The organism is Streptomyces hokutonensis (assembly GCF_042751305.1).
Classification (GTDB): domain Bacteria; phylum Actinomycetota; class Actinomycetes; order Streptomycetales; family Streptomycetaceae; genus Streptomyces; species Streptomyces hokutonensis_A.
Genome location: NZ_JBHYWD010000019.1, coordinates 1 through 25,409 on the forward strand (window position 1 = coordinate 1; position 25,409 = coordinate 25,409).

Here is a 25,409-nt window from a genome sequence, read left to right on the forward strand (position 1 = left end):
GTCAGCAGCACTCTTCACCTTTCTGGCCACTTGTTGGGCACGACGATGGACGAGGCGCGAGGCCCGAGATGAACGACCGCAGAATCACAATTGGCTTGCTGGTAACGGGAGCCCTCCTCCTCGTTGCAGGAGGTTCCTGGTTTCTGCTGGGAGAGCACGCGGGCAGGGGCGATGCCGCCTTGGCTGTCGGCTTCGGCTTTGCGTTGATCTGCTTCTCGCAAGCGGCGCGGATGCTGGCCAAGCAACGGTAGATACCCGGAACTGCCTGACTCGCACGCGAGTGGGCGTTGGCCGGGAACACTTTCAGAGTGAAGAGCGACAGGACGTCGCAACGAGACGGTATTAACCTGTCACCCCAGCTCAACGCCCCATCCTCCCTACTTGGCCGCTCATCCCTCGTCCGCTCGGTGAAAGCGCGAGGTTAGCGGCGGCGACGGCCCTCCTCGGCGGCGGCCTCTACGCCAACGCGAACGCCGCCTCCGTCCAGTCCGACCCGTCCAGCAGCGCCTCCGCCTCGGACCCGGGATCCCCGTCCCGATCCCAGTCCCGGACCACCCCCGGATCCACCTCCCCGTCCACGCCCGGATCCGCGCGCCCGTCCGCCGTCGTGCCCTCGAACTCCGCCGGGACCGGCACCTCCGTCTCGGACGTGGTCGACGCCGCCAACACCTTCCTCGACACCCTGGACGACGACCAACAGGCCGACGTACTCCTCGACTTCACCCAGGCCAACGCCGTCGCCTGGTCGAACCTGGCGTGCGGCGCGACCTGTCGGGTCGGCATCGAACTCGGCTCGCTCAGCGACCCCCAGCTCGCCGCGGCCAAGGCGGTGGTCGAGGCCGCCACGGGCACCGGCAGCGACACCGGCTACGACCAGATCTCCCAGATCCTCGCGGCCGACGACGTCCTCGGCGAGACCGACAGCAGTTACGGCAGCGGCAACTACTACCTCGCCTTCCTCGGCACCCCGAGCACCACCGGCACCTGGCAACTGCACTTCGGCGGCGACCAGTTGGCCGTCAACCTCACCTACAAGGACGGGGAAGTCGTCGGCGCCACCCCGTACTTCGCCGGCGTCGAACCCGTCAGCTGGACCGACGACGACACCACCTACGCACCGCTGTCCGGGATGCGCGACGGCCTGGTCTCGATGCTCGAAGGCCTGACCGACGACGAACTGACCGAGGCGAAACTCTCCGAAACCACCACCGACGTCGTACTCGGCCCGGACGACGACGGCGACTTCCCCACCACCAAGGAAGGCATCGCGGGCAGCGAACTTACCGACGACCAGCAGCAGTTGATCCTCGACGCCATCACCCCCTGGGTGGAGGCCGCCGACGACTCGACCGCCGCGGCCACCCTGAGCACCTACAAGTCGGAACTCGACGACACGTACATCTCCTACTCCGGCACCACCGATCTGGACACCGCGGGCGACTACGTACGCATCGACGGACCCGGCGTCTGGATCGAGTTCTCGGTCGAGGACGGCGTGGTCGACACCGGCCGGCTCGGCTACAACAGCGTCTACCGCGACCACGACACCGACTACGGAGGACAGTTCTCGTTCTCCTGAACCGCACAACGGGCGGCGCTGCTCCTGACCGACAGCGCCGCCCGCTGTCACGCATTCCCGCAGTCGGTATTTCTCGGTTCTATTTCCCACCCCCGCGGAATTCGACATCGGCATCACCCCGCAATGGAACGCCGATACCGTCGATATTATGGACCGCGCCGATGCAGCCGATCCCCGCCCGCGAGAATCGCCGCCGCCAGCGCGTCGGCCGCCCCCTGTGCGGAAACCCTGCGCCGCCCGTGCACCAGCACGAAATCGACCTCGCCCAATTCCGGCAGCCCCGCCCGCTCCGGCACCCGTACGAGTCCCGGCGGCACCAGCCCCTTCGAGTGCGCCATCACCCCGAGTCCCGCCCGGGCGGCGGCGATCAACCCGTTCAGACTCCCGCTCGTACAGGCGATCCGCCAGGCCCGCCCCTGGTGCTCAAGTGCCTCCATGGCAAGGGCCCGGGTGATCCCCGGCGGCGGGTAGACGATCAGCGGCACCGGACGGTCCGCGTCCAGCCGCAGCCGCTCCGCACCGATCCACACCAGCTTGTCGTGCCACACCAGTTCACCCCGGGGATCCTCGGCCCGCCGCTTCGCCAGCACCAGATCCAGCTTCCCGGCCGCCAGTTGCTCGTGCAGCGTCCCGGACAGTTCGACCGTCAGCTCCAGGTCGACCTCGGGATGGTCGTACCGGAAGCCCTCCAGGATCTCCGGCAGCCGGGTCAGCACGAAGTCCTCGGACGCCCCGAAGCGCAGCCGGCCGCGCAGCCGGGTGCCGGTGAAGAACGCCGACGCCTGCTCCTGCACCTCCAGGATCCGGCGCGCGAAGCCGAGCATCGCCTCGCCGTCCTCGGTCAGCTCCACGGAGTGCGTGTCCCGGGTGAACAACTGCCGTCCCGTCGCGTCCTCCAGCCGCCGCACATGCTGGCTCACCGTCGACTGGCGCAGCCCGAGCCGCCGCGCGGCCTGCGTGAAACTCAGCGTCTGGGACACCGCGAGGAAAGTCCGCAGGTGAGAGAGGTCGTACATGGCATACACCATGGCATACACGGTATCCGGTCATCGCGAAACGTGATGGCAGTCAGAGCGGTATGACGGATTCCCGATCAAGAGCCGGAAGAGGACGATGGGGAGGGCACCGGTCCGCGCCGGACGGGCGGACGTACAGCGAGACAGTGGAGCACAGTGAAACGCCTGCGATGGCCCAGTCGGATGCCGATCGACCCCTACATCCTGCTGCTCCTCGGGACGGTCGGCATCGCCGCACTCCTCCCCGCCCGAGGCACCGGCGCCGACGTCGCCTCGGGCGCCTCCACGGCCGCCATCGCCTTCCTCTTCTTCCTCTACGGCGCCCGCCTCTCGACCCGCGAGGCAATGGACGGCCTCAAGCACTGGCGCCTGCACACCACCGTCCTGGCCTGCACCTTCGTCGTCTTCCCGCTGCTCGGCCTGGCCGCCCGCGGACTCGTCCCGGTGCTCCTGACCCACCCCCTCTACCAGGGACTGCTCTTCCTCACCCTCGTCCCCTCGACCGTCCAGTCCTCCATCGCGTTCACCTCTATCGCGCGCGGCAACGTGCCCGCCGCGATCTGCGCCGGCTCCTTCTCCTCGCTCGCGGGCATCGTCATCACCCCGCTGCTGGCCGCCGCCCTGCTCGGCGGCAACGCGGGCGGCTTCTCCGCCGACTCCGTCGTCAAGATCGTGCTGCAGCTCCTCGTGCCGTTCCTCGCCGGGCAACTGCTGCGGCGCTGGGTCGGCGGCTTCATCACCCGGCACAAGAAGGTCCTCGGCTACGTCGACCGCGCCTCGATCCTCCTCGTCGTCTACACCGCGTTCAGCGAAGGCATGGTCCAGGGCATCTGGCACCAGGTCAGCGCCCTGCGCCTGGCCGGGCTGCTCGCCGTCGAAGCCGTCGTCCTCGCCGTGATGCTCACTCTGACCTGGTACGGCGGCAAGGCGCTGCGCTTCGACCGGGAGGACCGGATCGCCATCCAGTTCGCCGGCTCGAAGAAGTCCCTCGCCTCCGGACTGCCCATGGCCAGCGTCCTGTTCGGCGCCCACGCCTCGCTCGCCGTACTGCCGCTGATGCTCTTCCACCAGATGCAGCTGATGGTGTGCGCGGTCATCGCCAAGCGCCGCGCCCGCGATCCGCAGCCCGAGGTCACCGAGGCGGCGGCCCCAACCGCAGGGTCACGAACCGCGGTCGGTACAGCGACACGTTCCGGCTGAGGTTCCAGGCCGCCGAAGTGGCCGTCGCGTCCAGCCAGTTGACGTCGTAACTGAGCACGATCCGCCCGTCGCCGCCGAGCGCCGGATGCACCTGCGGGTTGTACGCGGCAACCTGCCCGGCCGGCAGCGGCGGACTGAACCCCCGGGCCGGCCCGTGCCACGGCCCGACGGGCGAACAGGCCCAGTACGAGGTCACGGTGGTCAGCCCCCGGCTGCCCGCCGCCATCGTGAACAGGACGTACGTCCTCCCGTCCCGCACCACCGAGAACGCGCTCCCCACACCGATGTGTTGACCATCCCCGAGCACCGCCCGCGGCCCGGCCCGGGCCGTCCACGCCGAACCGTCCCAGTACTCCCACGCCCCCGGCTCCCCGAGCCGCCCCTCCGGCACCCGCGCCACATACGCCGAGGACGTCGGCCGGGCCGCCGCCTGCGCGTCGTTCCCGCCGAAGACATACGTCCACCCGCCCACCGAGACCAGCGCCGTCCCGAACTGGACACGCCGCGAAGGGTCTTGGACAAGCTGCTGGTCGAAGACCTTCACAATCGACTCCACCCGCAGGTCCGGCAGTGACAGCGTGGCCACCTCGGTGGCGGTCGGCACCCCGTAGATCCACGGATACGTCCCCGCCGTCCGCGTCCACAGCAGCACCCGTACGACGGACTCGGCCGAGCCGGGGGAGCGGGGCTCGACGCGGGCCGCGACCGGCCAACGCCACTCGTTCGGGCCCGGATCGGGGAACAGCGGTGCGGGCAGGGTGAGTTGGGGGTGTCCGTCGCGCATCACCACCGCCGAGTTGCGCACCAGCGGCGCCGTGGTGTCCCGCCAGACGTAGGACTCGCCGACCGGGTTGGGCGGGCCGTGCACCTGGCCGAGGTAGGTGTCGGAGAACAGCCACAGCACCCGCCCGTCCGGCAGCCGCACCGAGTGGGTGCCGTCGCCGCCGGTCCAGTCGTCGGTACGGGTCGCGTCGTCGCCGTACGCGGCAAAGGAGTTGGTGAGTTTCGTGTCGGCCGACCAGGAGCGCACCGTACGGGCCGGGCACGCGCCGCCGCCCTCCCGGTCGCGGTCCTTCGGGAGGGCGGTGAGCACCACGGCCGCGAGAGCCAGGGTCAGCAGCAGGCCGACCCGGGCTCCCGTCCGCTGTCGTGCTCGTCGGTCCTCGGGCACGCCCGGGACGTTAGTGGCTGTCGCTCACATGGTCCATGGGCAGCCACAGCACGGTCCCGGCGGTCGGCGGCTGCTGTGCGGCCAGCTCGTCGTCCGTCAACAGCCGGTCCCAGACGTGGACTTCGTCGAGCGACCCGGTGAAGTACACCAGGCTGTCCACCCGTTGACCGAGGTGCACGCCGAACGGCGAGTTGCGGCTGACGGACCCCACGACATCCGCCGTGCTCACCGTCGTACCGTCCACGGACAGCGTCAACTGCCCACCACCGCGCCGTACTACGGCGTGATGCCACTGCCCGTCGTTGTAGGCGCCGGCGGTCACCACGGAGGTGGTGTGGACGGCCGTCGCACCGTCCCGGGTGGTGATCAGCGCCCGCACACGATTGCCGGCGGGCTCACCGCGCAGCCACACCTGCGGCTGGCTGGTACCGACCCCGCCCATCCACAGGAACGGCTGATCACCGGTCGTCGCGGTGTAGCGGAACCAGAGGGAGACCGTGAAGTCCTTTGTCCCCAGGGGCAGTCGGTCGCTGTACGGCAGACGTACGGCGTCGTCGACACCGTCGAAGGACAGCGCGCCGCCCGAAACGCCGTCCGTCTCCTGGGCACCACCGAGCACGGCCGCGCGCTTGGCGTGCGGGGCGAGGTCGGCGGTCGTCGGGTCCGGACCCCGACGCGGTTGCAGCCAGGCCTCGTTGAAGCGGGCGAAGCGGATCTCGTCGGTCGCCGACACGGCACCGCCCTCGTAGAGCAGACCCACCGTGTCCCCGCTGATCCGCGCCATGTCCGAGTAACCGGACCAGTCCCTCGTCACCACCGTGCCGCGGTCCACGCTGTCCCAGGTGCGCCCGCCGTCGTAGGAGGAGCGGATCATCATGGTCCGGCGGCGGTCGGGGTCCGCGTCGCAGGACAGCAGGATCCGGGAGCCGAGACCGAGCGTCGAGCACTGGACCTGCGGGGCGTACAGGTCGGGCAGGTCGAGGAAGGGCGCGGTGAAGCTGTCGCCGCCGTCGCGGCTGACCGCCTGGGTGCGGTGGCCGAGGTCGGTGCCGTCCTGCTCGCGGCCGCTCACCAGGATGGAGCCGTCGGTGCGCTCGGTCATCGTCAGCTCGGACGGTTTCTGCCGCCAGGTCCCGTCGGCCGCGATCGGGTACGAGTCGGTGGCACCGATCTTCCAGTGGTCGCCGCCGTCGTCGCTCACGATCAGCGCCGCGTTGTTCGTGGTGACCCGACTCCCGTCCCAGGTCTCGGTGTTGACGCCGAACACGAGCCGTCCCTTGTGCTTGCCGCGGGTGAGCTGGATGCCGTGCACGGGGCCGGTGGCGTACCAGGAGTTCCAGTTCGGGGGCAGGATCTCGTCGCTCAGGTCGCGCGGCTGCGACCAGGTGAGGCCGTCGTCGTCGCTGTACTGCAGATGCGGGGTGCGGTCGCAGGGGACCGAGCAACTGGCGCTGTCCGTACGGCCCGTGTTGTACGTCTCGGCGAGCAGGATCCGGCCGGTCCTCCGGTCCACGACGGGCGCCGGGTTGCCGTGCGTGTCGCCGCCGCCGTGGTTGACGACCTGCAGCGGGCTCCAGGTGGCGCCGTCGTCGGTGGAACGTTTGACGACGATGTCTATGTCGGCGGCGTCACCGCAGTTGAGGACCCGGCCCTCGGCGAACGCGAGCAGTGTCCCGTCGTTCGTCCTGACGACGGCCGGGATCCGGAAGCAGGCGTAGCCCGGATCCTGCGACGCCTTGAAGAGGACCTGCTGGTCGAACTCGGGTGTGGGGGAGGTGGTCTGGGCGGCGGCGTGCGCGGGGCTCGGGAGCATGAGCAGCGCGGCGAGGGTGAGTGCGGCGGTGAGGGTGGATCTCAGACGTGCGCGAAGACTAGACGGCATGGTGGTACAACCTGCCCTTCATTCGTCTTGACATCCGGACATCCCACGTCCAACGGGCGCGTCACAGACGTTAGTTGGGGCATCCGGAGCCTCACAAGAAGCGTGCAGTGTTCGACATCAGGGAAGTTGACGGTCCCGGGCGGAAAATGAGGGGGCGTCAGGGTCGCAGCACGACCTTGCCCAGGTTGCTCCGCGACTCGATCACCGCGTGCGCCTCCGCCGCCTCCGTCAGCCCGAACTCCCCGTGCACGAAAGGCATCAGAGCACCCTCGGCGAACAGCCGCCACAGCTCCCGCCGCCAGCGCTCGTACAACTCCGGCTTCCCGCGCGCGATCCGCGCCATCTGGAACCCGATCACGGACTTCGCGCCCACGACAAGGTCGTACGCCCGGATCGTCCCGCCACCCGAGCTGTACGCCACGAGCCGCCCGCCCGGGACGAGCGCCGCCACCGCCGGGGTGAGCAACTCGCCGCCCACCGCGTCGAGTACGCAGTCCACGGGCTCGACCGAGCCCAACGCGTCGTAGGCGATCACCTCGTCGGCGCCCAGGGCGCGCACGAAGTCGCCCTTCGCCGGATCGGAGACCGCGCCCACCACCCGCCCCGCACCCCGCGCCCTCGCCAACTGGACGGCCAGATGGCCGACTCCGCTCGCCGCGGCCGTGATCAGCACGGACTCGCCGGGCTCGGGCCGGGCCGCGTCCAGCACGCCGAGGGCCACCAGGCCGCTGCGGACGAGCGCGACCGCGTCGACGGCGGAGGCGGTGCCGGGCACGGGGGAGGCCATGGCCTCGTGGAGGACGGCGAAGTCGGCGTAGCCGTGCCCGAAGCACAGCCCCGTCACCCGCTCGCCGGCGCCGAAGCGGGTCACGCCCTCTCCTGCGGAGACCACCTCGCCGGCGATCTCGCCGCCCAGCGGGATGGGCCCGGCCGCCTCGGAGACCTTGCGGACGACGGGCAGGGTGACCCCGACCGCCTCGGTGCGCACGAGGAGCTCACCAGGGCCCGCGGTGGGGGCGGGGGCCTCCTCCAGGAACAGCGGGCCGCCGGTGGACTCGTACCGGACGCGACGCATCGCACCTCCAGGAATCGTTGGGAGGCCCAATGATATTCACGATTTCGTTGGGAAGTCCAACGACTTTTCGCTAGACTGCCCGCATGGCCGAAGCACCCCTCCCCGCGATCCGCTCCCTCCCCAGCTGGCTCCTCGGCCGAGCCGCCGCCCGCGGCCGATCCCTCGTCGCCGACGCCCTGGCGGCCGAGGGCCTGAAGATGTGGCACCACGTGGTGCTCTCCGCCGTCCGCGATCTCGCCCCCGTCGCCCAGGCCGACCTCGGCCGCGGTGTCGCGCTCGACCCCAAGGACCTCGTCGGCGTCCTCAACGACCTCCAGGCCGCGCGCCTGGTCGTCCGCGAACCGGACCCCAAGGACCGCCGCAAGAACGCGGTGTCCCTCACGCCGGAGGGCGCACGGCTGCTGAAGCGGTGCGAGAAGGCGGCCCGCGAGGCCAACGACCGGCTCCTCGCTCCACTGACGGTGGCCGAACGCGACCGGTTCATGGACCTGTTGATCCGGATCTCCGGTACGGACGGCTGACGGGAGCTAACGTTCCGTCATGACCCCACCGCAGACTCCCGAACCCCGGCTCGCCCTCGACCCCGCGCGCACCGCCCTGGTTCTCGTCGACCTGATGGACCGCATCGTCGCGCTGCCGCTCGAACCGTACAAGGGCACCGAAGTCCTCGCCGTGGCCGAGGAGTTGGCCGCCGCCTTCCGCTCGGCCGGAGCGCTCGTCGTCCTGATCCGGGTCGAACGCCCCGGCATCACCGAACAGCCCTCCGGCAGCGGACTCGCCGCCGGACTCGCCGGGGAGCGCGACCTGGAGATCGTGAAACGGACCATCGGCGGCTTCCAGGGCACGGGACTTGACGAGCGCCTGCGTCAACAGGGCGTCGACACCCTGGTGTTCGGCGGGATCGCCACCAACCTCGGCGTCGAATCCACCGCCCGCGCCGGCGGCGACCTCGGCTACCAACTCGTCTTCGTCGAGGACGCCATGAGCGCGCTCACCGAGGCCGAACACCAGGCCTCGGTCAAACTCGACTTCCCGCGGCTGGGGTCGGTCGTGACGGCGGCGGAGATGCGGTTCGCGGAGGGGAGCTGAGCGGGCCGGCCGTCGGACGAGGACGGTGCCTCCGCCGCAGGGTGCAGCGTGCCGCACGCGGGCCGCACCGCCTCGTCGTCGGCTCCGGGCCGGTGTGGTCGTCCCCGCCCCGCTGCGCGCCTTCGCCGCCGCCCACACCGACGCCGAGGCCAAGGGCCGCCGGGTCGAATGGGACGACCAGAAGCAGTTCATCCTCGACGGCACCGCCGACCTCGACGGCGAGACCTGGCTGCGCTGCCTCAACCCCCACCCCGACCCCGACGACGTACCGATCCGCAGCGTCGAGGAGAAGTTCGAGAACGGAGCCTACGGAGCGGGCATCGCCCTCGCCCTCGTCCCCGTTTCCGTCGTCGAGAAGTACTCCCGGTCCGCCGCTCACCCCCCGTCACGGCGTTCGTACGGGCGGCGCAAGGCGTCGAGGGTTCGGGCTGAGGCGGGGCCCCTGCGGCGCAGGGGGCGCTCCCCGCCGGCCGGGGCCCCGCCGCCGTGCCGCGGGGCGAGGGCGTCAGCCCTGGGTGGCCGCGGCCGTCAGGGCGATGCGGTCCTCGCCCGCGTACACGTTCATGTTGCTGCCACGCAGGAAGCCCACCAGGGTCAGGCCCGTCTCCGCCGCCAGGTCCACGGCCAGCGACGAGGGCGCCGACACCGCCGCCAGCACCGGGATCCCGGCCATCACGGCCTTCTGCGCCAGCTCGAACGAGGCCCGGCCCGAGACGAGCAGGATCACCCGGGACAGCGGCAGGTCCCCGTTCTGCAGTGCACGGCCGACCAGCTTGTCGACCGCGTTGTGCCGGCCCACGTCCTCCCGTACGTCCAGCAGCTCGCCCTCCTCGCTGAACAGGGCCGCCGCGTGCAGCCCCCCGGTCCGGTCGAAGACCCGCTGGGCCGCGCGCAGCCGGTCGGGGAGGCTCGCCAGCAGTGCGGGCTCGACACGGACCGGGGGAGTGTCGGCGATCGGCCAGCGGGTCGTCGTCCGGACCGCGTCCAGGCTCGCCTTGCCGCACAGACCGCAGGAGGACGTCGTATACACGTTCCGCTCCAGCGTGATGTCCGGGATCACCACGTCCGGGGCGGTCCGCACGTCGACGACGTTGTAGGTGTTCGTCCCGTCGGCTGTCGCCCCCGCGCAGTAGACGATGTTCCGGAGATCGTATGCATTCGCCAGTACACCTTCGCTGACCAGGAACCCGGCCGCGAGCGCGAAGTCGTCGCCGGGTGTCCTCATGGTGATCGCGAGAGGTTTGCCGTTGAGCCGGATCTCCAGCGGTTCCTCCGCGACGAGCGTGTCCGGACGGCTGGAGACCGCGCCGTCGCGGATCCGGATCACCTTGCGTCGTTCCGTGACTCGTCCCATGTCCTGATCAGCCCCGGTTCTGTACGTACTGGTGGCCGAAACGGCCCTTGCTGCGAAAGTCGCCGCAGGTCACCCGGTTGTCGTGCGGCGAGGTGACCCTCACGCTCTCATTGTCCTGCACGTGCCGGGTGAGCCTGCGGCCCACCCGCGCTTCCTCACGCGGCACTCCCCAGCGCGAGCAGGTCCGAGATGGCGTGCACGGTGCGCAGGGTGGGAACCTCCACGCCGGTGATCTCCGCCAACTCGACCACTGCCGCGAGCAGTACGTCGAGTTCGAGCGGCTTGCCGCGCTCCAGGTCCTGGAGCGTCGAGGTGCGGTGGTCGCCGACGCGCTCCGCGCCCGCGAGCCGCCGCTCGATGGAGACACCGACCTCGCAGCCCAGGGCCTCGGCGACCGAGAGCGTCTCGGTCATCATGATCTCGATGACCCTGCGGGTGCCGCCGTGCAGACACATCTGCCGCATGGTGGCGCGGGACAGCGCGCTGATCGGGTTGAAGGAGATGTTGCCGAGCAGCTTGAGCCAGATGTCGTTGCGCAGCTCAGGTTCGACCGGGCACTTGAGCCCGCCCGCCCGCATGGCCTCGCTCAGCGCGAGACAGCGCGCCGAGACGCTCCGGTCCGGCTCCCCGATCGAGAACCGGGTGCCTTCGAGATGGCGCACAACTCCCGGTCCCGCGAGCTCCGTTGCCGCGTAGACGACACAGCCGACGGCACGCCGGGGCGCGAGCACCGCACTGACCGCGCCGCCCGGGTCCACACTCTCGACGCGCTGCCCGTCGTAGGGGCCGCCGTGCGCGTGGAAGTACCACCACGGGATGCCGTTCTGGGCCGCCACCACCGCCGTGGTGTCGTGCAGCAGGGGCTCGATGAGCGGCCCGCACGCCGCGTACGAGTTGGCCTTCAGGCCGAGCAGGACGAAGTCGACCGGGCCGATCTCCGCCGGGTCGTCGGTGGCGTGGGCGCGGGCGGTGAAGTCGCCGCGCGGGCTGAGGACCTGGACGCCGTGCTGCCTCATGGCCGCGAGATGCGGTCCACGGGCGACGAGATGCACATCGGCGCCCGCACGGTGCAGTGCGGCGCCGACATAGGCGCCGATCGCACCGGCGCCGAGGACTGCGACTTTCACTGGGGACTCTCCGTTCGGTCGAGGGAGTACCGCGGAGGTGGCTGCCGTCCGGCAGTCGAACAGTGTCGACGAAATATTGTCTACAGTATGGAGTCGAGGGTCGGCAAGAGTCCGGACAGCGACCGTTGCGTCAACTACCGTTCCGGCGGCGACCGTTCGGCGCACTCTCCATACCGCTCGTCGCACACGGTCGACGCGCCGCCTTCTCAACTCCCCTGCCACTCCCTACCGTCCGGGATCATGAGTCCCCCAGTAGCACCCCCAGCGTGGAGCCGCTGGCTGGTTCCCCCCGCCGCCCTCTCGGTGCACCTCTCCATCGGCCAGGCCTACGCCTGGAGCGTCTTCAAGCCGCCGCTCGAATCCTCACTGAACCTCAGCGGCACGCAGAGCGCGCTGCCCTTCCAGCTCGCCATCGTCATGCTCGGCCTCTCGGCCGCGTTCGGCGGCACCCTCGTCGAACGCAACGGACCGCGCTGGGCGATGACCGTCGCCCTGATCTGCTTCTCCTCCGGCTTCCTGATCTCCGCATTGGGCGCGGAGACGAAGCAGTTCTGGCTGATCGTCCTCGGCTACGGCTTCGTCGGCGGCATCGGCCTCGGCATCGGCTACATCTCCCCTGTCTCGACCCTGATCAAGTGGTTCCCGGACCGGCCCGGCATGGCCACCGGCATCGCCATCATGGGCTTCGGCGGCGGCGCGCTCATCGCCTCCCCGTGGTCCGCCCAGATGCTGAAGTCGTTCGGCTCCGACCACACCGGCATCGCGCAGACGTTCCTCGTACTCGGTCTTTCGTATGCGGTCTTCATGACACTCGGCGTGCTGCTCGTACGGGTGCCGCGCACGGAGAAGCCCGTCGAGAACGCCCCCGGCGTCCTCACCGGCGTACAGGTCTCCGCCAACAGCGCCGTACGCACCCCGCAGTTCTGGTGCCTGTGGGTCGTCCTGTGCATGAACGTGACCGCGGGCATCGGCATCCTGGAGAAGGCCGCCCCGATGATCACGGACTTCTTCGCGGACACCTCCACACCGGTCTCCGTGTCGGCCGCCGCCGGCTTCGTCGCGCTGCTCTCCGCGGCCAACATGGCGGGCCGTATCGGCTGGTCGTCGACCTCCGACCTGATCGGCCGCAAGAACATCTACCGCGTCTACCTCGGCGTCGGAGCGGTCATGTACGCGCTCATCGCACTGTTCGGCGACTCCTCGAAGCCGCTGTTCATCCTGTGCGCGCTGGTGATCCTCTCCTTCTACGGCGGCGGCTTCGCGACCGTACCCGCGTACCTGAAGGACCTCTTCGGGACCTACCAGGTCGGTGCGATCCACGGTCGGCTCCTCACCGCCTGGTCCCTGGCCGGCGTCCTCGGACCGCTGATCGTGAACTGGATCGCCGACCACCAGAAGAACGCCGGCAAAAACGGCGCCTCCCTCTACGACACCTCCTTCATCATCATGATCGGGCTGCTCGTCGTCGGGTTCGTCGCCAACGAACTCGTCCGGCCCGTCGACGCCCGCCACCACATCCCCGCCCCGAGGGAGGCCGCCGATGTCGAACGACAGCAGTCAGAGCCCGCCTGACCGACGACCGCTGATCGCCTTCGCCTGGCTCTGGGTCGGCGCACCCCTCGTCTACGGCCTCTACGAACTGATCCTCAAAGCGAAGCAGCTGTTCACCGGCTGAATGTTCGGTGTATACCGTCGACCACAGGACGGATGACAGAAGCCGACAACCCCGACGGCAGTTTCCTGTGGCATCACCTGCCGTCGTACCCGCGAGTCACTGGCAAGACTGGTGGATCCCGCTACCCAAGGCAACGAGGGGGACCACCCAATGAACGGCACGCGGATCGCCGCCGTCGGCCACTACCAGCCCGCCAAGGTACTCACCAACGAGGACCTGGCGGGCATGGTCGACACCAGCCACGAGTGGATCACCTCCCGGGTCGGCATCAAGACCCGCCACATCGCCGGCCCCGACGAACCCGTCGACGAGCTCGCCGCGCACGCCGCCGCCAAGGCGCTGGCCGCCGCCGGCCTCACGCCCGGGGACATCGACCTCGTCCTGGTCGCCACCTCCACGGCCATCGACCGCTCCCCGAACATGGCCGCGCGTGTCGCCGCCCGCCTCGGCATCCCCTCGCCCGCCGCCATGGACGTCAACGTCGTGTGCGCCGGCTTCACCCACGCCCTGGCCACCGCCGACCACGCCGTCCGCGCCGGAGCGGCCCTACGGGCCCTGGTCATCGGCGCCGACAAGATGTCCGAGGTCACCGACTGGACCGACCGCACGACCTGTGTCCTCGTCGGCGACGGAGCGGGCGCGGCCGTCGTGGAGGCGGCCGACGAACCCGGTATTGGACCGGTCCTGTGGGGATCCGTGCCCGAGATGGGCCACGCGGTACGGATCGAGGGCACGCCCCCGCGCTTCGCCCAGGAGGGCCAGAGCGTCTACCGCTGGGCCACCACCCAGCTTCCGCCCATCGCCCGCAAGGCCTGCGAGAAGGCCGGCCTCACCCCCGCCGACCTCGCCGGCGTCGTCCTCCATCAGGCGAACCTGCGCATCATCGAGCCCCTCGCCGAGAAGATCGGCGCCGTCAACGCGGTCGTCGCCCGCGATGTCGTCCAATCGGGCAACACCTCCGCCGCCAGCATCCCCCTCGCGTTCTCGAAGCTCGTCGAACAGGGGGCCGTCCGCACCGGCGACCCCGTCCTGCTGTTCGGCTTCGGCGGGAATCTGTCGTACGCCGGTCAGGTCGTGCGGTGCCCGTGACCTGCGCATACGCTCAGGTGTGACCTTCGATGTGACGAGGTCGACTCCCGCACCCCCTGGCTACTGGGCGCCGTAGACTGTAGACGATAGACAATCGATACTTGGTCGTGCGGCCGCGTACGGCCGCTGTCTGCTGGCTACTGTCTGCAAAATGCCGATGTTGCCCACGAGGGGGACCGCGATGTTGTCGCAAGGACTGCCGCAGGGAGCGGTGCCCAAGCTGGAACGCCCTGGCCCGTTGCGAGACCGTGTCTACGAGGCGCTGCTCGAACTCATCACCACGCGCGCCCTGCAGCCCGGCCAGCATCTCGTCGAGAGTGAACTCGCCGGGCACCTCGGAGTGTCCCGGCAGCCCGTGCGGGAGGCGCTGCAGCGGCTCAACACCGAGGGCTGGGTCGATCTGCGGCCCGCCCAGGGCGCGTTCGTGCACGAGCCGACGGAGGAGGAGGCCGACCAACTCCTCACCGTACGCACCCTGTTGGAGGCCGAGGCCGCCCGCCTCGCCGCCGCCGAGGCGGGCAGCGCCGGCATCGCCGTCCTGAGGGAACTGTGCGCGGAGGGCGAGCGCGCCGTGGACGCCGACGACGTGGACGCCGCCGTCGCCATGAACGCCCGCTTCCACGCCAAGGTCATGGAACTGGCCGGCAACGCGGTCCTCGCCGAACTCGCAGCACAGGTAGACCGCCGGGTCCGCTGGTACTACACGCCGGTTGCCCGGCAGCGCGGCCTGTCCTCCTGGATCGAGCACCGTCACCTGATCGACGCGATCGAGGCCCGCGACGAACTGCGCGCGAGCCTGCTGATGCGCGAACACACCGAGCACACCCGGCGGTCGTACCACGAGCGCGACAAGTCCTGAGCCCCACCAGGCTCCTGACGCACCGACAGGTTCCGAAGAAGGCGGCGATGGCCCTCCCGCGTCGAGGAGGGCCATCGGGTGGGTCCAGGTGCGTAGGTCTGCGCCGGTTCCGTGGGGCGAACTGTCAGGTCGCGGGCTGTGGTTGGGGAACCTGGGTCAACTCCCTGTCCCCGCGTCCCGGTTGGCGCAGCAGGAGCGCGATCGCCGCCGCCACCATCGAGACTCCGCCGGCCAGCGCGTACGCACCGTTGTAGCCCCAGGCCGCCACCACCATCGAGCCGAGGCCGCCGCCGAACAGGCCGCTGATGAGCTTGCCGCTGTACACCAGGCCGTAGTTGGTGGCGTTGAAGTTCTCGCCGAAGTAGTCCGGGGTCAGGGCGGCGAACATCGGGTAGAACGCGCCGCCGCCGAAACCGGACAGGAACGCGAAGACTAGGAACAGCCACTCGCTGCGCAGATGACCGGCCCAGATCACACCGAACTGGGCGAGGCCCAGGACGACGATGACGAAGACCAGGGTGAGTTTGCGGCCCCACAGGTCCGACAGCCAGCCGACGACCGCGCGGCCGATGCCGTTGATGACGGCCATCACACCCATCGACGAGGCCGCCACCAGCGGGCCGAAGCCCACGTCCTTCGCGAAGTCGACCTGGAAGGAGATCCCGAAGATCGACACCCCGGCGGTCAGTACGATCGACAGCCACATCAGCGGCAGCATGCCGGTGCGGATGGCCTCCTTGGGCGTGAACTGCCGTACGGCAGGCGGGTTCTTGGCGAGGCTCGTCGCGCTCTTGTCGTTGCCGCCGTAGGTCAGCGGATCGATGTCGGCGGGCCACCAGTTCTTCGGCGGGTCCTTGAAGAAGAACGCGCACCCGAACACCACGATCAGGATGTAACAGCCGATCAGATCCAGGACCCGGTGGTAATTCCCGGTGTCGAAGGCGTAGTTGAAGATGAAGATGAACGGCAGCGAACCGTACGCGAAGCCGCCGTTCACGAACCCGGTCCGGGCGCCCCGCCGTTCGGGGAACCACTTGCCGACCATGTTGATGCACGTCGCGTAGACCAGACCGGCACCGATGCCGCCGATCACGCCGAAGCCGATGATCGCCAGCCACACGTCGTCGAGGTGGGACAGGGCGAGGAAACCGAGCACGCACAGCACCGAGCCGGCGTACATCGCCTTGCGGGCCGTGAGGATGCCTTTCTCCCGCATCCAGCCCGCCGGGAAGGCGATGCCGGCCTGGAAGAAGACCCAAACACTGAGGATCCAGAAGGTGTTGCTCTGCGTCCAGCCGTGCGCGCTGGACAGGGTGTCCTCCGCCGAGCCGTACGCGTACTCGAAGACGCTGATCGCCATCATGGCGATCCACGGCAGATAGATCATGATCTTGCGTGAGTGGCCGAGGATGTCGCGGTCGGTCTCGCCGACGCGGTAGACGCGGCCGTTGACGTCGGTCACTTCACGGTAGGGACGGTTCGCGGCGCCGGATTCGTTCGTGGTGATGGGATCTGCGGTCATGTCACGCCATCTCCTCGCCGAGCGGGTGCGGGTTGGGGACGATGCGCCGGGCGCTGGGCCTGCCCGGTGCCTTGAGGAAGAGCGCCAGCACCGCGGAGGCCAGGCCCACGGAACCGGCCAGCACGAACGCGCCGTGGTAGTCCCACTCACCGACGACGACCGCGCCCAGACCGGACCCGACGAGCCCCGAGATCAGCTTCGAGCTGTAGACCATCCCGTAGTTGCTGGCGTTGTTGTTCTCACCGAAGTAGTCCGCCGTCATGGCCGCGAACAGCGGGAAGATCGCCCCGCCGCCGAACCCCGAGACCATGGAGCAGAACAGGAAGAACGGCATGCTGCCCATCTGGCCCGAGACCAGCACACCGAACTGGGCGGTACCCAGCACAATGCATACAATGATCAGCGTGTGACGGCGGCCGAAACGGTCCGAGATCCAACCGATGACCCCGCGCCCGGTGCCGTTCACGATCGCCTTCAGGGACATCGCCGTGGCCACGATCCCGCCCGCGAAGCCCATGTCCTTGCCGAACGGCACCTGGAAGGCGATGCCGAAGATGTTGATGCCGGCCGTGCACAGCAGACAGAACCACATCATCCAGAGCACGGGAGTACGGGCGGCCTCCTTGGGTGTGTACTGCTTGACCGCCGGCGGGTTCTTCTCCAACGCCCTCCGGATCCTGGGGTCTTGGGCCGCCTTCAGCGGATCGACGTGCGCGGGCCACCAGTTCTTCGGCGGATCACGGAAGTACCAGCCCGCCGACGCCACCACCAGACACAGCCCGACGCCGACCAGGCTGAGCAGCACCTTGTAGTTGCCCAGGTCCAGTACCGAGGTGAACAGGAACACGAACGGCACGGACCCGTACGCGAATCCGCCGTTCACGAAGCCCGTCTTGCCGCCCTTGCGCTCCGGATACCACTTGCCGACCATGTTCACGCAGGTCGCATACACAAGACCGGCGCCGATACCGCTGCACATACCGAAGCCGAAGTACGCGACGAGCACGTTCGGCGCGAACGCCAGCGCCAGATAGCCCAGCAGCGTGCCGAGCGCGCCGATCAACATGGCCGTACGGGCGGGCAGTCTGCCGCTCTCGCGCAGTTGCCCGGCAGGGAAGGCCACGGCCGCCTGGAAGAACACCCAGACGCCCATCAGCCAGAAGATGTGCCCACTGCTCCACAGATGCGCGTCATGGAGCGTGTCCTCCGCCGATGTGAACGCGTACTCGGCGGAACTGATGCCCATCATGCCCACCCAGGGCAGGACGACCATCCACTTGCGGGTACGGCCCATGATGTCGACATCGGATTCACCGATGCGGTACACGCGGCCGTGACGGTCCGTCACCTCCCTGAAAGGGACGGACGTCGAACAGTCCGTTGTTGCCATCGCTCAGTGCCCCTTGCGTCGAAAGTTCTGGCCAGCGCCCCCTGTCCATTGCCTTTCGTGTGCGCACGGGTTCCCGGGGCCGGCCGACCGCACTGTCGGCCGGCCCCGCGTCGGCTCACGTCATGAACCACCGCCCAACAGCCCTGCCGCACGCGCCCATTGGTACTTCGCACCGAGCACGGCCACCGGCTTCTCCGTCGTGTACGGGTACGCCACCACCCCACGCTCGTACAGGTACTGGCAGGCCTCCTCGACCTCCACGTCACCCGCGAGCGACGCCACCACCGGCTTCTCGATCCCACGCTCCTTGAACTCGGCGACCACACGCGCGGTGAGTTCGGCGAAGACCATCGGGGGAGTGACGATGGTGTGCCAGTAACCGAGGACCAGTGCGTGGATGCGCGGATCCTCAAGGCCGAGCCGGATCGTCGCCTCGTACGTCGACGGCGGCTCGCCGCCGGTGATGTCGACCGGGTTGCCCGCGGCCCCGAAGGGCGGGATGAATTCCCGGAAGGACGCGTCGAGATCCGGCGGAATCTCCATCAGGGAAAGGCCGTTGTCGGTCACCGCGTCCGAGAGCAGCACGCCACTGCCGCCTGCGCCCGTGATGATAACCACGTTGTCACCCTTGGGAGTTGGCAGCACGGGCAGGCCGCGCGCGTACTCCAGCATGTCGTTGAGACCGGGGGCACGGATGACACCGGCCTGCTTCAGGACGTCCGTGTACACGGCGTCGTCGCCGGCCAGCGCGCCCGTGTGCGACCCCGCGGCCTTCGCACCCGCCGCCGTACGACCCGCCTTCAACACCACAACCGGCTTGCGCGGTACGGTCTTTCGGGCCGCGTCGACGAACGCGCGCCCGTCCTTGAGGTCCTCCAGGTGCATCGCGATGCACTCCGTGTGCGGGTCCTCGCCGAACCAGGTCAGCAGGTCGTCCTCGTCCAGGTCCGACTTGTTGCCGAGCCCGACGATCGCCGACACCCCCGTCTTCGTGGTCCGCGCGAAGCCGAGGATGGCCATGCCGATGCCGCCGGACTGCGAGGTCAGCGCCACCCCGCCCTTCACGTCGTACGGCGTGCAGAACGTGGCGCACAGGTCCTGCCAGGTCGAGTAGTAGCCGTAGATGTTCGGTCCGAGGAGTCGGACGCCGTGGCGCTCGGCGATCTCGACTATCTCCTCCTGGAGTTGGACCTCGCCGGTCTCCGCGAAGCCCGAGGGGATGAGGACGGCGTTGGGGATGTTCTTGCGACCCACCTCCTCCAGTGCCGCTGCTACGAACCTGGCGGGAATGGCGAAGACGGCCACATCCACCTCACCGGGAACGTCCGTGACACTCTTGTACGCCTTCCGGCCGAGGATGTCATCGGCCTTGGGGTTCACCGGGTGGATCTCGCCGGCGAAGCCACCGTCGACGAGGTTGCGCATCACCGAATTGCCGATCTTGCCCTGCTCGTTCGAGGCGCCGATCACGGCGACTGAAGTCGGCTCCATCAGGCGGCGCATGGTCGTCAGGATCTCGTCGCGTGTATACCGTCGACGGGCTACCGGCTGCGATTCGGCGAGGATGACACGGATGTCCGCCGCGACCGCCCCCTCCGGGGTCGCGATCACCGGGTTGAGGTCCACCTCGGCGATCTCCGGGAAGTCCGCGACCAGTTGGGACACCCGGCGGATCTGCTCGGCGATCGCCCACCGGTCCACCGCCGCCTGACCGCGCACCCCGCGCAGGATCTCGGCCGCGCGGATCGAGTCCAGCATCGACAGCGCCTCGTCGGGGCTCACGGGCGCGAGCCGGAACGTCACGTCCCTGAGCACCTCGACCAGCACCCCGCCGAGCCCGAACGCGACCACCTTCCCGAACGTCGGGTCGGTCACCGCCCCGACGATGACCTCCTGCCCCTGCGGCAGCAGCTCCTGTACCTGGACGCCTTCGATGCGGGCCTGCGCGTCGTACGCCCGCGCGTTGTTGACGATCCTGTGGAACGCGGCCCGTACGTCCGCCGCGCCCTCGACCCCGACGATCACGCCACCCGCGTCGGTCTTGTGCAGGATGTCCGGCGACACGATCTTCATCACCACGGGCCCGCCGAGCCGCGCCGCGTACGCCACGGCCTCGTCGACGTCCGTCGCCAACTCCTCACCCGGTACGGCGATCCCGTACGCGTCGGCGATCACCTTGCCCTCCGGCGCGGTCAGCGCGAGCCGCTCCTCGGCCCGCACGGAGTCGAGCAGGGCGCGCACCTTCAGTGCCCGGTCCTCTGCCATCACGTCAGATCACCCCGTTCGACTTGAGGAGGCGCAACTCTTCGTCGCCGAGACCGAGTTCGCCGATGTAGACCTCTTCGTTGTGCTCGCCGAGCAGCGGTGAACTGGTCACGTCCACGGGGGAGTCGGAGAGTTTGAGCGGGCTGCCGACGGTGACGAACTCGCCGCGCTCGGGGTGCGGCACCGTCACGACCATCTCGTTGGCGACCAGCGAGGCGTCCTCGATGATCTCCCTGGTGGAGAGGATCGGTCCGCACGGGATGTTGTGGGCGTTGAGCTTCTCCAGCACCTCCCACTTGGGCAGCGTGGAGGACCACTCCTCGATCAGCTGGAACATCTTGGCCAGCTGCGGCAGCCGGGCCTCCGGCGTCGCCCACTCGGGGTCCTCGGCCAGCTCGGGCCGGCCGATCAGCTCGGTGAGCGGACGCCAGCCGACCGGCTGCACGATGACGTACACGTAGTCGTTCCGGCCGCCCGGCGCGCACTTGACCGCCCAGCCGGGCTGGCCGCCGCCGGACGCGTTGCCCGAGCGGGGCACCTCGTCGCCGAAGTCCTCGTTCGGGTACTCGGCGAGCGGCCCGCGCGCCAGCCGCTGCTGGTCGCGCAGCTTCACCCGGCACAGGTTCAGCACGGCGTGCTGCATGGCGACGTTCACGCGCTGACCCCGGCCGGTGCTCTCCCGCTGGAAGAGTGCCGCCAGTATCCCGGCTACTGTATGCACTCCCGTGCCCGAGTCACCGATCTGAGCACCCGTCGCCAGCGGCGGCCCGTCCTCGAAGCCGGTGGTCGACATCGACCCGCCCATGGCCTGCGCGACGACCTCGTACGCCTTGAAGTTGGTGTACGGGCCGTCCCCGAAGCCCTTGATGGACGCATACACAATGCGGGGATTGATCTCTTGTATGCGATCCCAGGTGAACCCCATACGGTCGACCGCGCCCGGCCCGAAGTTCTCGACCATGACGTCGGAGCGCCGGATCAGCTCGGTGAGGATCTCCTTGCCGCGCTCGGTCTTGGTGTTGAGGGTGATGCTGCGCTTGTTGCAGTTGAGCATCGTGAAGTAGAGGGAGTCGACGTCCGGGAGGTCGCGCAGCTGCTTGCGCGTGATGTCGCCGGTCGGTGCCTCCAGCTTGACGACGTCTGCGCCGAGCCAGGCGAGGAGCTGGGTGGCGGAGGGGCCGGACTGGACGTGCGTCATGTCGAGGACGCGGATGCCTTCAAGTGCCCTGGCGGTCATGGCCGTTCACCTCACTTGTACATCGTCTGGTTCATGGTTCCGGGGGCGTACGCGTCCGGGTCGACCCAGACGTTGATCAGCGACGGCTTGCCCGACTCGCGGGCTCGCTGCAGAGCCGGTGCGATGTCGGCGGGGTCGCGGACCTCCTCGCCGTAACCGCCCAGCATCTGGGCGAACTTGTCGTAGTGGACGTCCCCGAGGGTGTTGCCGACCCGCTCGCGCTCCACGCCGTACTTGGCGGCCTGGCCGTAACGGATCTGGTTCATCGAGGAGTTGTTGCCGACGATGCCGACGAACGGGAGGTCGTAGCGGACGAGGGTCTCGAAGTCCCAGCCGGTGAGGGAGAACGCGCCGTCGCCGAACAGCGCGACGACCTCCTTGTCCGGCCGCGCCTGCTTCGCCGCGAGGACGAAGGGGACGCCGACGCCGAGCGTGCCCAGCGGGCCCGGATCCATCCAGTGGCCGGGCGACTTGGGCTGGACGACCTGCCCGGAGAAGGTGACGATGTCGCCGCCGTCGCCGATGTAGATGGAGTCCTCGGTGAGGAAGTCGTTGATCTCGCTGACCAGACGGTACGGGTGGATCGGTGAGGCGTCCGACCTGAGGCTCGGCAACCGCTTCTCGATCGCGGCCTGTTCGACTGCGCGCAGTTCGTCGAGCCACTCCTTGCGCCTGGACGCACCGCCGTTGAGGCGTCCGGAAGCGGCCTCGGTGACCGACTTCAGGACGAGCCCCGCGTCGCCGGCGATGCCGAGGTCGATGTCGCGGTTCTTGCCGACGGTGCGGTAGTCGAGGTCGATCTGCACGACGGTCGCGTTGGGGGAGAGACGCTTGCCGTAGCCCATACGGAAGTCGAAGGGCGTGCCGACGATGACGATGACGTCGGCGTGGGAGAAGGCGTACCGGCGCGAGAGCTGGAAGTGGTGCGGGTCGCCCGGCGGGAGGGTGCCGCGCCCCGCGCCGTTCATGTACGCGGGGATGTTGAGCGTGCGGACCAGGTCAATGGCCGCCTCGGTGCCGCGAGTTGTCCACACCTGACTGCCCAACAGGATCGCCGGCTTCTCGGCGTGCACCAGCAGGTCGGCGAGCTTCTCGATCGCATCGGGGTCGCCGGCCGAGCGGGTCGAGGCACGGTAGGCGCCGGGCTGCGGCACTCGCGCCTTGCTCACCGGCACCTTGGCGTCGAGGACGTCGCGCGGGATCTCCAGGAAGGAGGGACCGGGGGCGCCGTGGTAGCACTCGCGGAACGCCATCGACACCATGTCGGCGGCGCGTGTGGTGTCCGGCACGGTCGCCGCGAACTTGGTGATCGGCGTCATCATGTCGACGTGCGGCAGGTCCTGGAGGGACCCCATCTTGTGCTGGGTGAGGGCCCCTTGGCCGCCGATCAGCAGCATCGGGGACTCCGCGCGGAAGGCGTTGGCGACACCGGTGACGGCGTCGGTCGTACCGGGCCCCGCGGTGACGACCGCGCACCCGGGCCTGCCGGTGATGCGTGCGTAGCCGTCCGCCGCGTGGGCTGCCACCTGCTCGTGGCGTACGTCGACGACTTCTATGCCCTCGTCGACACAGCCGTCGTAGATGTCGATGATGTGGCCGCCGCACAGGGTGTAGATGCGGTCGACCCCCTCGGCCTTCAGGGCTTTGGCGACGAGATGACCACCGGAAATCACGTCCTGGGTGTCGTCGGGCATGGCGAAGTCCTGTCCCTTCGTAGGGGGTTGGGAGGCTCTCGCGGTACATTGCATACAGTCGACGAATACTGTATGAAGCTTGTTATCCCGCATCCGGTGGGTGGTGTCCAGGGGGCGTGCGGCACTTTTAAGTGGGAGCCGAGAGGGAGCCGAGATGGACCTGTACGAGCACCAGGCAAGGGAACTCTTCGAGGAACACGGCATCTTGGTGCCCCGGGCCGAGGTCACCTCCTCGTCCAAGGAGGCACGCGGGATCGCCCGCCGGCTGGGCGGCCGGGTGGTGGTGAAAGCCCAGGTGAAGACCGGTGGACGAGGTAAGGCGGGCGGAGTGAAGTTCGCCGCCGACCCGGCCGCCGCCGAGCTGACCGCACGGCAGATCCTCGGCATGGACATCAAGGGGCACACGGTCGGCACGGTGATGCTGGCCCAACCCGTCGACATCGAGAGCGAGTTCTACGTCTCCTACGTCCTCGACCGGGCGGCGGGCCGTTTCCTCGCGATCGCGTCCGCGGAGGGCGGTATGGAGATCGAGGAGATCGCCGCCCACCGACCGGACGCGGTCGCCCGTATGCACATCGACCCGGCCGAGGGCGTCACCTCGGCGAAGGCGGCCGAGATCGCCGAGGCCGCCGGACTGCCGCCGCAGACGGTCGACGTCCTCGTGCGACTGTGGGAGGTGCTGGTCCGCGAGGACGCCGTCCTTGTCGAGGTCAACCCGCTCGTGCGCACCCGGCAGGGACAGATCCTCGCCCTCGACGGCAAAGTCACCCTCGACGACAACGCCCGCTTCCGGCAGGCCCGTTGGGGAGCCGAGGGTGCGGTGCACGACGATCCGCTGGAGGCCGCGGCAGCCGCGAAGGGACTCAACTACGTCAAGCTCGACGGCGAGGTCGGCGTCATCGGCAACGGCGCCGGCCTGGTCATGTCGACGCTCGACGTGGTCGCGGGGTGCGGTGCCCGTCCCGCCGACTTCCTCGACATCGGGGGCGGAGCCTCGGCCCAGATCATGGCCGACGGTTTGTCCGTCATCCTCTCCGATCCCGCCGTGAAGTCGGTCTTCGTCAATGTCTTCGGCGGGATCACCGCGTGCGACGCGGTGGCCGACGGCATCGTGCGGGCGCTGGACACCATCCAGTTGACCAAGCCGCTGGTCGTCCGGCTCGACGGAAACAACGCGGCCCGAGGACGAGCGATTCTCGACGGGCACGCGCATCCACTGGTCCAGCAGGCCACCACCATGGACGGCGCCGCCCGCCGCGCCGCCGATCTCGCCAACGCACGCTAAGGAGCCGGGACATGGCGATCTACCTCACCAAGGAGAGCAAGGTCCTCGTCCAGGGCATGACCGGCGGCGAGGGCATGAAGCACACCCGCCGGATGCTTGCCGCCGGCACCAACATCGTCGGCGGAGTCAACCCGCGCAAGGCGGGCCGCACCGTCGACTTCGACGACCGGGCCGTGCCCGTATTCGGGTCGGTCGCCGACGGTATGCGGTCGACGGGAGCCGATGTCACCGTCGTGTTCGTACCGCCGGCCTTCGCCAAGGCCGCCGTGACCGAGGCCGCCGACGCGGGCATCGGCCTCGCCGTCGTCATCACCGAGGGCATCCCCGTCCACGACTCGGTCGCTTTCACGGCCTACGCCAGGGCGAAGGGCACCCGGATCATCGGCCCCAACTGCCCCGGGCTGATCACCCCAGGCCAGGCCAACGCGGGCATCATCCCCGCCGACATCACCAAGCCGGGCCGCATCGGCCTGGTGTCCAAGTCCGGCACGCTCACCTACCAACTCATGTACGAGCTGCGGGACATCGGCTTCTCGACCTGCGTCGGCATCGGCGGCGACCCCGTCGTCGGCACGAGCCACATCGACTGCCTCGCCGCGTTCCAGGACGACCCCGACACCGAACTCGTCGTGCTCATCGGGGAGATCGGCGGCGACGCGGAGGAGCGGGCGGCCGCGTACATCCGTGACCACGTCACCAAGCCGGTCGTCGGCTACATCGCCGGCTTCACCGCGCCCGAGGGCAGGACGATGGGCCACGCCGGTGCCATCGTGTCCGGCTCATCCGGCACGGCGGCGGCGAAGAAGGAGGCGCTGGAGGCCGTAGGAGTCGGGGTCGGCCGTACGCCGACGGAGACCGCCCGGCTGGTGCTGGACCGACTGGAGCGCAACTAGCCCTTCT

The 25,409-nt window shown here is 69.3% G+C and carries 23 protein-coding genes and 1 pseudogene; 11 read left to right on the forward strand and 13 right to left on the reverse strand.

What is annotated here, in order from left to right:
- On the forward strand, positions 1 to 251 hold a 251-nt coding region (locus ACFXC1_RS37040; RefSeq protein ID WP_381251308.1), incomplete at its 5' end, for a hypothetical protein.
- 205 nt (positions 252 to 456) lie between these two features.
- On the opposite strand, the gene ACFXC1_RS37045 is transcribed toward ACFXC1_RS37040, so the two are convergent.
- A complete protein-coding gene (locus ACFXC1_RS37045) occupies positions 457 to 666 on the reverse strand; it encodes a hypothetical protein (protein ID WP_381251310.1) in 210 nt (69 codons plus the stop codon).
- On the opposite strand from ACFXC1_RS37045, the gene ACFXC1_RS37050 reads away from it, so the two are divergent.
- Complete coding sequence (locus tag ACFXC1_RS37050) at positions 650 to 1,579, forward strand: DUF3500 domain-containing protein (protein WP_381251312.1); 930 nt, start codon at positions 650 to 652, stop codon at positions 1,577 to 1,579. The two genes, ACFXC1_RS37045 and ACFXC1_RS37050, sit on opposite strands and share 17 nt — an antisense overlap.
- A 146-nt stretch (positions 1,580 to 1,725) precedes the next feature.
- Here the strand turns inward: ACFXC1_RS37050 and ACFXC1_RS37055 are convergent, their stop codons facing one another.
- Complete coding sequence (locus tag ACFXC1_RS37055; protein WP_381251586.1) at positions 1,726 to 2,595, reverse strand: LysR substrate-binding domain-containing protein; 870 nt, start codon at positions 2,593 to 2,595, stop codon at positions 1,726 to 1,728.
- Positions 2,596 to 2,778: 183 nt separating this feature from the next.
- Between ACFXC1_RS37055 and ACFXC1_RS37060 the strand changes: the two genes are divergently transcribed.
- A complete protein-coding gene (locus ACFXC1_RS37060; RefSeq protein ID WP_381251314.1) occupies positions 2,779 to 3,795 on the forward strand; it encodes a bile acid:sodium symporter family protein in 1,017 nt (338 codons plus the stop codon).
- Here the strand turns inward: ACFXC1_RS37060 and ACFXC1_RS37065 are convergent.
- The 3 genes from ACFXC1_RS37065 to ACFXC1_RS37075 all read right to left on the reverse strand — a co-directional run bounded on the left by ACFXC1_RS37065 (position 3,728) and on the right by ACFXC1_RS37075 (position 7,923).
- Positions 3,728 to 4,966, reverse strand: coding sequence for a DUF4185 domain-containing protein (locus tag ACFXC1_RS37065; RefSeq protein ID WP_381251316.1), 1,239 nt, complete (start codon positions 4,964 to 4,966; stop codon positions 3,728 to 3,730). The two genes, ACFXC1_RS37060 and ACFXC1_RS37065, sit on opposite strands and share 68 nt — an antisense overlap.
- Before the next feature lie 10 nt (positions 4,967 to 4,976).
- A complete protein-coding gene (locus ACFXC1_RS37070) occupies positions 4,977 to 6,848 on the reverse strand; it encodes an exo-alpha-sialidase (RefSeq protein ID WP_381251318.1) in 1,872 nt (623 codons plus the stop codon).
- A gap of 157 nt (positions 6,849 to 7,005) precedes the next feature.
- Complete coding sequence (locus tag ACFXC1_RS37075) at positions 7,006 to 7,923, reverse strand: quinone oxidoreductase family protein (RefSeq protein WP_381251320.1); 918 nt, start codon at positions 7,921 to 7,923, stop codon at positions 7,006 to 7,008.
- An 83-nt stretch (positions 7,924 to 8,006) separates the two neighbouring features.
- Between ACFXC1_RS37075 and ACFXC1_RS37080 the strand changes: the two genes are divergently transcribed.
- Both ACFXC1_RS37080 and ACFXC1_RS37085 read left to right on the forward strand, forming a co-directional pair.
- Positions 8,007 to 8,444 (forward strand): MarR family winged helix-turn-helix transcriptional regulator, encoded by a 438-nt coding sequence (locus ACFXC1_RS37080; RefSeq protein WP_381251322.1) that lies wholly within the window; start codon positions 8,007 to 8,009, stop codon positions 8,442 to 8,444.
- A 19-nt stretch (positions 8,445 to 8,463) separates the two neighbouring features.
- Positions 8,464 to 9,012 (forward strand): isochorismatase family protein, encoded by a 549-nt coding sequence (locus ACFXC1_RS37085; protein WP_381251324.1) that lies wholly within the window; start codon positions 8,464 to 8,466, stop codon positions 9,010 to 9,012.
- A 505-nt stretch (positions 9,013 to 9,517) separates the two neighbouring features.
- On the opposite strand, the gene fdhD is transcribed toward ACFXC1_RS37085, so the two are convergent.
- The 3 genes and pseudogenes from fdhD to ACFXC1_RS37100 all read right to left on the reverse strand — a co-directional run bounded on the left by fdhD (position 9,518) and on the right by ACFXC1_RS37100 (position 11,493).
- Positions 9,518 to 10,366, reverse strand: coding sequence for a formate dehydrogenase accessory sulfurtransferase FdhD (gene fdhD / locus ACFXC1_RS37090; RefSeq protein ID WP_381251326.1), 849 nt, complete (start codon positions 10,364 to 10,366; stop codon positions 9,518 to 9,520).
- 7 nt (positions 10,367 to 10,373) lie between these two features.
- A pseudogene (locus tag ACFXC1_RS37095) lies at positions 10,374 to 10,511 on the reverse strand (2Fe-2S iron-sulfur cluster-binding protein); the annotation flags it as partial.
- A 10-nt stretch (positions 10,512 to 10,521) separates the two neighbouring features.
- The gene (locus ACFXC1_RS37100) at positions 10,522 to 11,493 is read right to left on the reverse strand and encodes a 2-dehydropantoate 2-reductase (protein ID WP_381251327.1); all 972 of its coding nucleotides are present in this window, start codon (positions 11,491 to 11,493) and stop codon (positions 10,522 to 10,524) included.
- A 240-nt stretch (positions 11,494 to 11,733) separates the two neighbouring features.
- On the opposite strand from ACFXC1_RS37100, the gene ACFXC1_RS37105 reads away from it, so the two are divergent.
- From ACFXC1_RS37105 to ACFXC1_RS37120, 4 genes are all read left to right on the forward strand, one after another.
- Positions 11,734 to 13,065, forward strand: a complete 1,332-nt coding sequence (locus ACFXC1_RS37105) for an OFA family MFS transporter (protein ID WP_381251329.1) — start codon at positions 11,734 to 11,736, stop codon at positions 13,063 to 13,065.
- The gene (locus ACFXC1_RS37110; RefSeq protein WP_019073074.1) at positions 13,034 to 13,168 is read left to right on the forward strand and encodes an MFS transporter small subunit; all 135 of its coding nucleotides are present in this window, start codon (positions 13,034 to 13,036) and stop codon (positions 13,166 to 13,168) included. The genes ACFXC1_RS37105 and ACFXC1_RS37110 overlap by 32 nt, the downstream gene beginning before the upstream one ends.
- Before the next feature lie 150 nt (positions 13,169 to 13,318).
- Positions 13,319 to 14,257 carry a beta-ketoacyl-ACP synthase III gene (locus tag ACFXC1_RS37115; protein ID WP_381251332.1) on the forward strand — a complete coding sequence of 313 codons (939 nt, stop codon included), beginning with the start codon at positions 13,319 to 13,321 and terminating at the stop codon, positions 14,255 to 14,257.
- Between the two features lie 181 nt (positions 14,258 to 14,438).
- Positions 14,439 to 15,116, forward strand: coding sequence for a GntR family transcriptional regulator (locus ACFXC1_RS37120; RefSeq protein WP_381251334.1), 678 nt, complete (start codon positions 14,439 to 14,441; stop codon positions 15,114 to 15,116).
- A 124-nt stretch (positions 15,117 to 15,240) separates the two neighbouring features.
- Here ACFXC1_RS37120 and ACFXC1_RS37125 read toward each other — a convergent pair whose 3' ends face one another.
- From ACFXC1_RS37125 to ACFXC1_RS37145, 5 genes are all read right to left on the reverse strand, one after another.
- Positions 15,241 to 16,638 (reverse strand): OFA family MFS transporter, encoded by a 1,398-nt coding sequence (locus ACFXC1_RS37125; RefSeq protein ID WP_381251336.1) that lies wholly within the window; start codon positions 16,636 to 16,638, stop codon positions 15,241 to 15,243.
- Position 16,639: 1 nt separating this feature from the next.
- A complete protein-coding gene (locus ACFXC1_RS37130) occupies positions 16,640 to 18,028 on the reverse strand; it encodes an OFA family MFS transporter (protein WP_381251338.1) in 1,389 nt (462 codons plus the stop codon).
- A gap of 120 nt (positions 18,029 to 18,148) precedes the next feature.
- Positions 18,149 to 20,293, reverse strand: coding sequence for an acetate--CoA ligase family protein (locus ACFXC1_RS37135; protein ID WP_381251340.1), 2,145 nt, complete (start codon positions 20,291 to 20,293; stop codon positions 18,149 to 18,151).
- A gap of 4 nt (positions 20,294 to 20,297) precedes the next feature.
- A complete protein-coding gene (gene frc / locus ACFXC1_RS37140; protein ID WP_381251342.1) occupies positions 20,298 to 21,530 on the reverse strand; it encodes a formyl-CoA transferase in 1,233 nt (410 codons plus the stop codon).
- A gap of 11 nt (positions 21,531 to 21,541) precedes the next feature.
- Positions 21,542 to 23,224: a thiamine pyrophosphate-binding protein gene (locus ACFXC1_RS37145; protein WP_381251344.1), complete on the reverse strand. Its 1,683-nt coding sequence runs from the start codon at positions 23,222 to 23,224 to the stop codon at positions 21,542 to 21,544.
- Positions 23,225 to 23,378: 154 nt separating this feature from the next.
- Here ACFXC1_RS37145 and sucC point away from each other — a divergent pair, with 154 nt between their 5' ends.
- Positions 23,379 to 24,509, forward strand: a complete 1,131-nt coding sequence (gene sucC / locus ACFXC1_RS37150; protein WP_381251346.1) for an ADP-forming succinate--CoA ligase subunit beta — start codon at positions 23,379 to 23,381, stop codon at positions 24,507 to 24,509.
- An 11-nt stretch (positions 24,510 to 24,520) separates the two neighbouring features.
- Positions 24,521 to 25,402: a succinate--CoA ligase subunit alpha gene (sucD, locus tag ACFXC1_RS37155; RefSeq protein WP_381251348.1), complete on the forward strand. Its 882-nt coding sequence runs from the start codon at positions 24,521 to 24,523 to the stop codon at positions 25,400 to 25,402.
- The last annotated feature ends 7 nt before the right edge of the window (positions 25,403 to 25,409 follow it).

Bases quoted from the DNA above. Each gene is read 5' to 3' on its own strand.
- ACFXC1_RS37135 (WP_381251340.1), bottom strand. From the start codon at position 20,293: ATGGCAGAGGACCGGGCACTGAAGGTGCGCGCCCTGCTCGACTCCGTG.
- ACFXC1_RS37120 (WP_381251334.1), top strand. From the start codon at position 14,439: ATGTTGTCGCAAGGACTGCCGCAGGGAGCGGTGCCCAAGCTGGAACGC.
- fdhD (WP_381251326.1), bottom strand. From the start codon at position 10,366: ATGGGACGAGTCACGGAACGACGCAAGGTGATCCGGATCCGCGACGGC.
- ACFXC1_RS37080 (WP_381251322.1), top strand. From the start codon at position 8,007: ATGGCCGAAGCACCCCTCCCCGCGATCCGCTCCCTCCCCAGCTGGCTC.
- ACFXC1_RS37070 (WP_381251318.1), bottom strand. From the start codon at position 6,848: ATGCCGTCTAGTCTTCGCGCACGTCTGAGATCCACCCTCACCGCCGCA.
- ACFXC1_RS37130 (WP_381251338.1), bottom strand. From the start codon at position 18,028: ATGGCAACAACGGACTGTTCGACGTCCGTCCCTTTCAGGGAGGTGACG.
- ACFXC1_RS37115 (WP_381251332.1), top strand. From the start codon at position 13,319: ATGAACGGCACGCGGATCGCCGCCGTCGGCCACTACCAGCCCGCCAAG.
- ACFXC1_RS37105 (WP_381251329.1), top strand. From the start codon at position 11,734: ATGAGTCCCCCAGTAGCACCCCCAGCGTGGAGCCGCTGGCTGGTTCCC.
- ACFXC1_RS37085 (WP_381251324.1), top strand. From the start codon at position 8,464: ATGACCCCACCGCAGACTCCCGAACCCCGGCTCGCCCTCGACCCCGCG.
- ACFXC1_RS37125 (WP_381251336.1), bottom strand. From the start codon at position 16,638: ATGACCGCAGATCCCATCACCACGAACGAATCCGGCGCCGCGAACCGT.
- ACFXC1_RS37060 (WP_381251314.1), top strand. From the start codon at position 2,779: ATGCCGATCGACCCCTACATCCTGCTGCTCCTCGGGACGGTCGGCATC.
- sucD (WP_381251348.1), top strand. From the start codon at position 24,521: ATGGCGATCTACCTCACCAAGGAGAGCAAGGTCCTCGTCCAGGGCATG.
- ACFXC1_RS37055 (WP_381251586.1), bottom strand. From the start codon at position 2,595: ATGTACGACCTCTCTCACCTGCGGACTTTCCTCGCGGTGTCCCAGACG.
- ACFXC1_RS37075 (WP_381251320.1), bottom strand. From the start codon at position 7,923: ATGCGTCGCGTCCGGTACGAGTCCACCGGCGGCCCGCTGTTCCTGGAG.
- ACFXC1_RS37110 (WP_019073074.1), top strand. From the start codon at position 13,034: ATGTCGAACGACAGCAGTCAGAGCCCGCCTGACCGACGACCGCTGATC.
- frc (WP_381251342.1), bottom strand. From the start codon at position 21,530: ATGACCGCCAGGGCACTTGAAGGCATCCGCGTCCTCGACATGACGCAC.
- sucC (WP_381251346.1), top strand. From the start codon at position 23,379: ATGGACCTGTACGAGCACCAGGCAAGGGAACTCTTCGAGGAACACGGC.
- ACFXC1_RS37145 (WP_381251344.1), bottom strand. From the start codon at position 23,224: ATGCCCGACGACACCCAGGACGTGATTTCCGGTGGTCATCTCGTCGCC.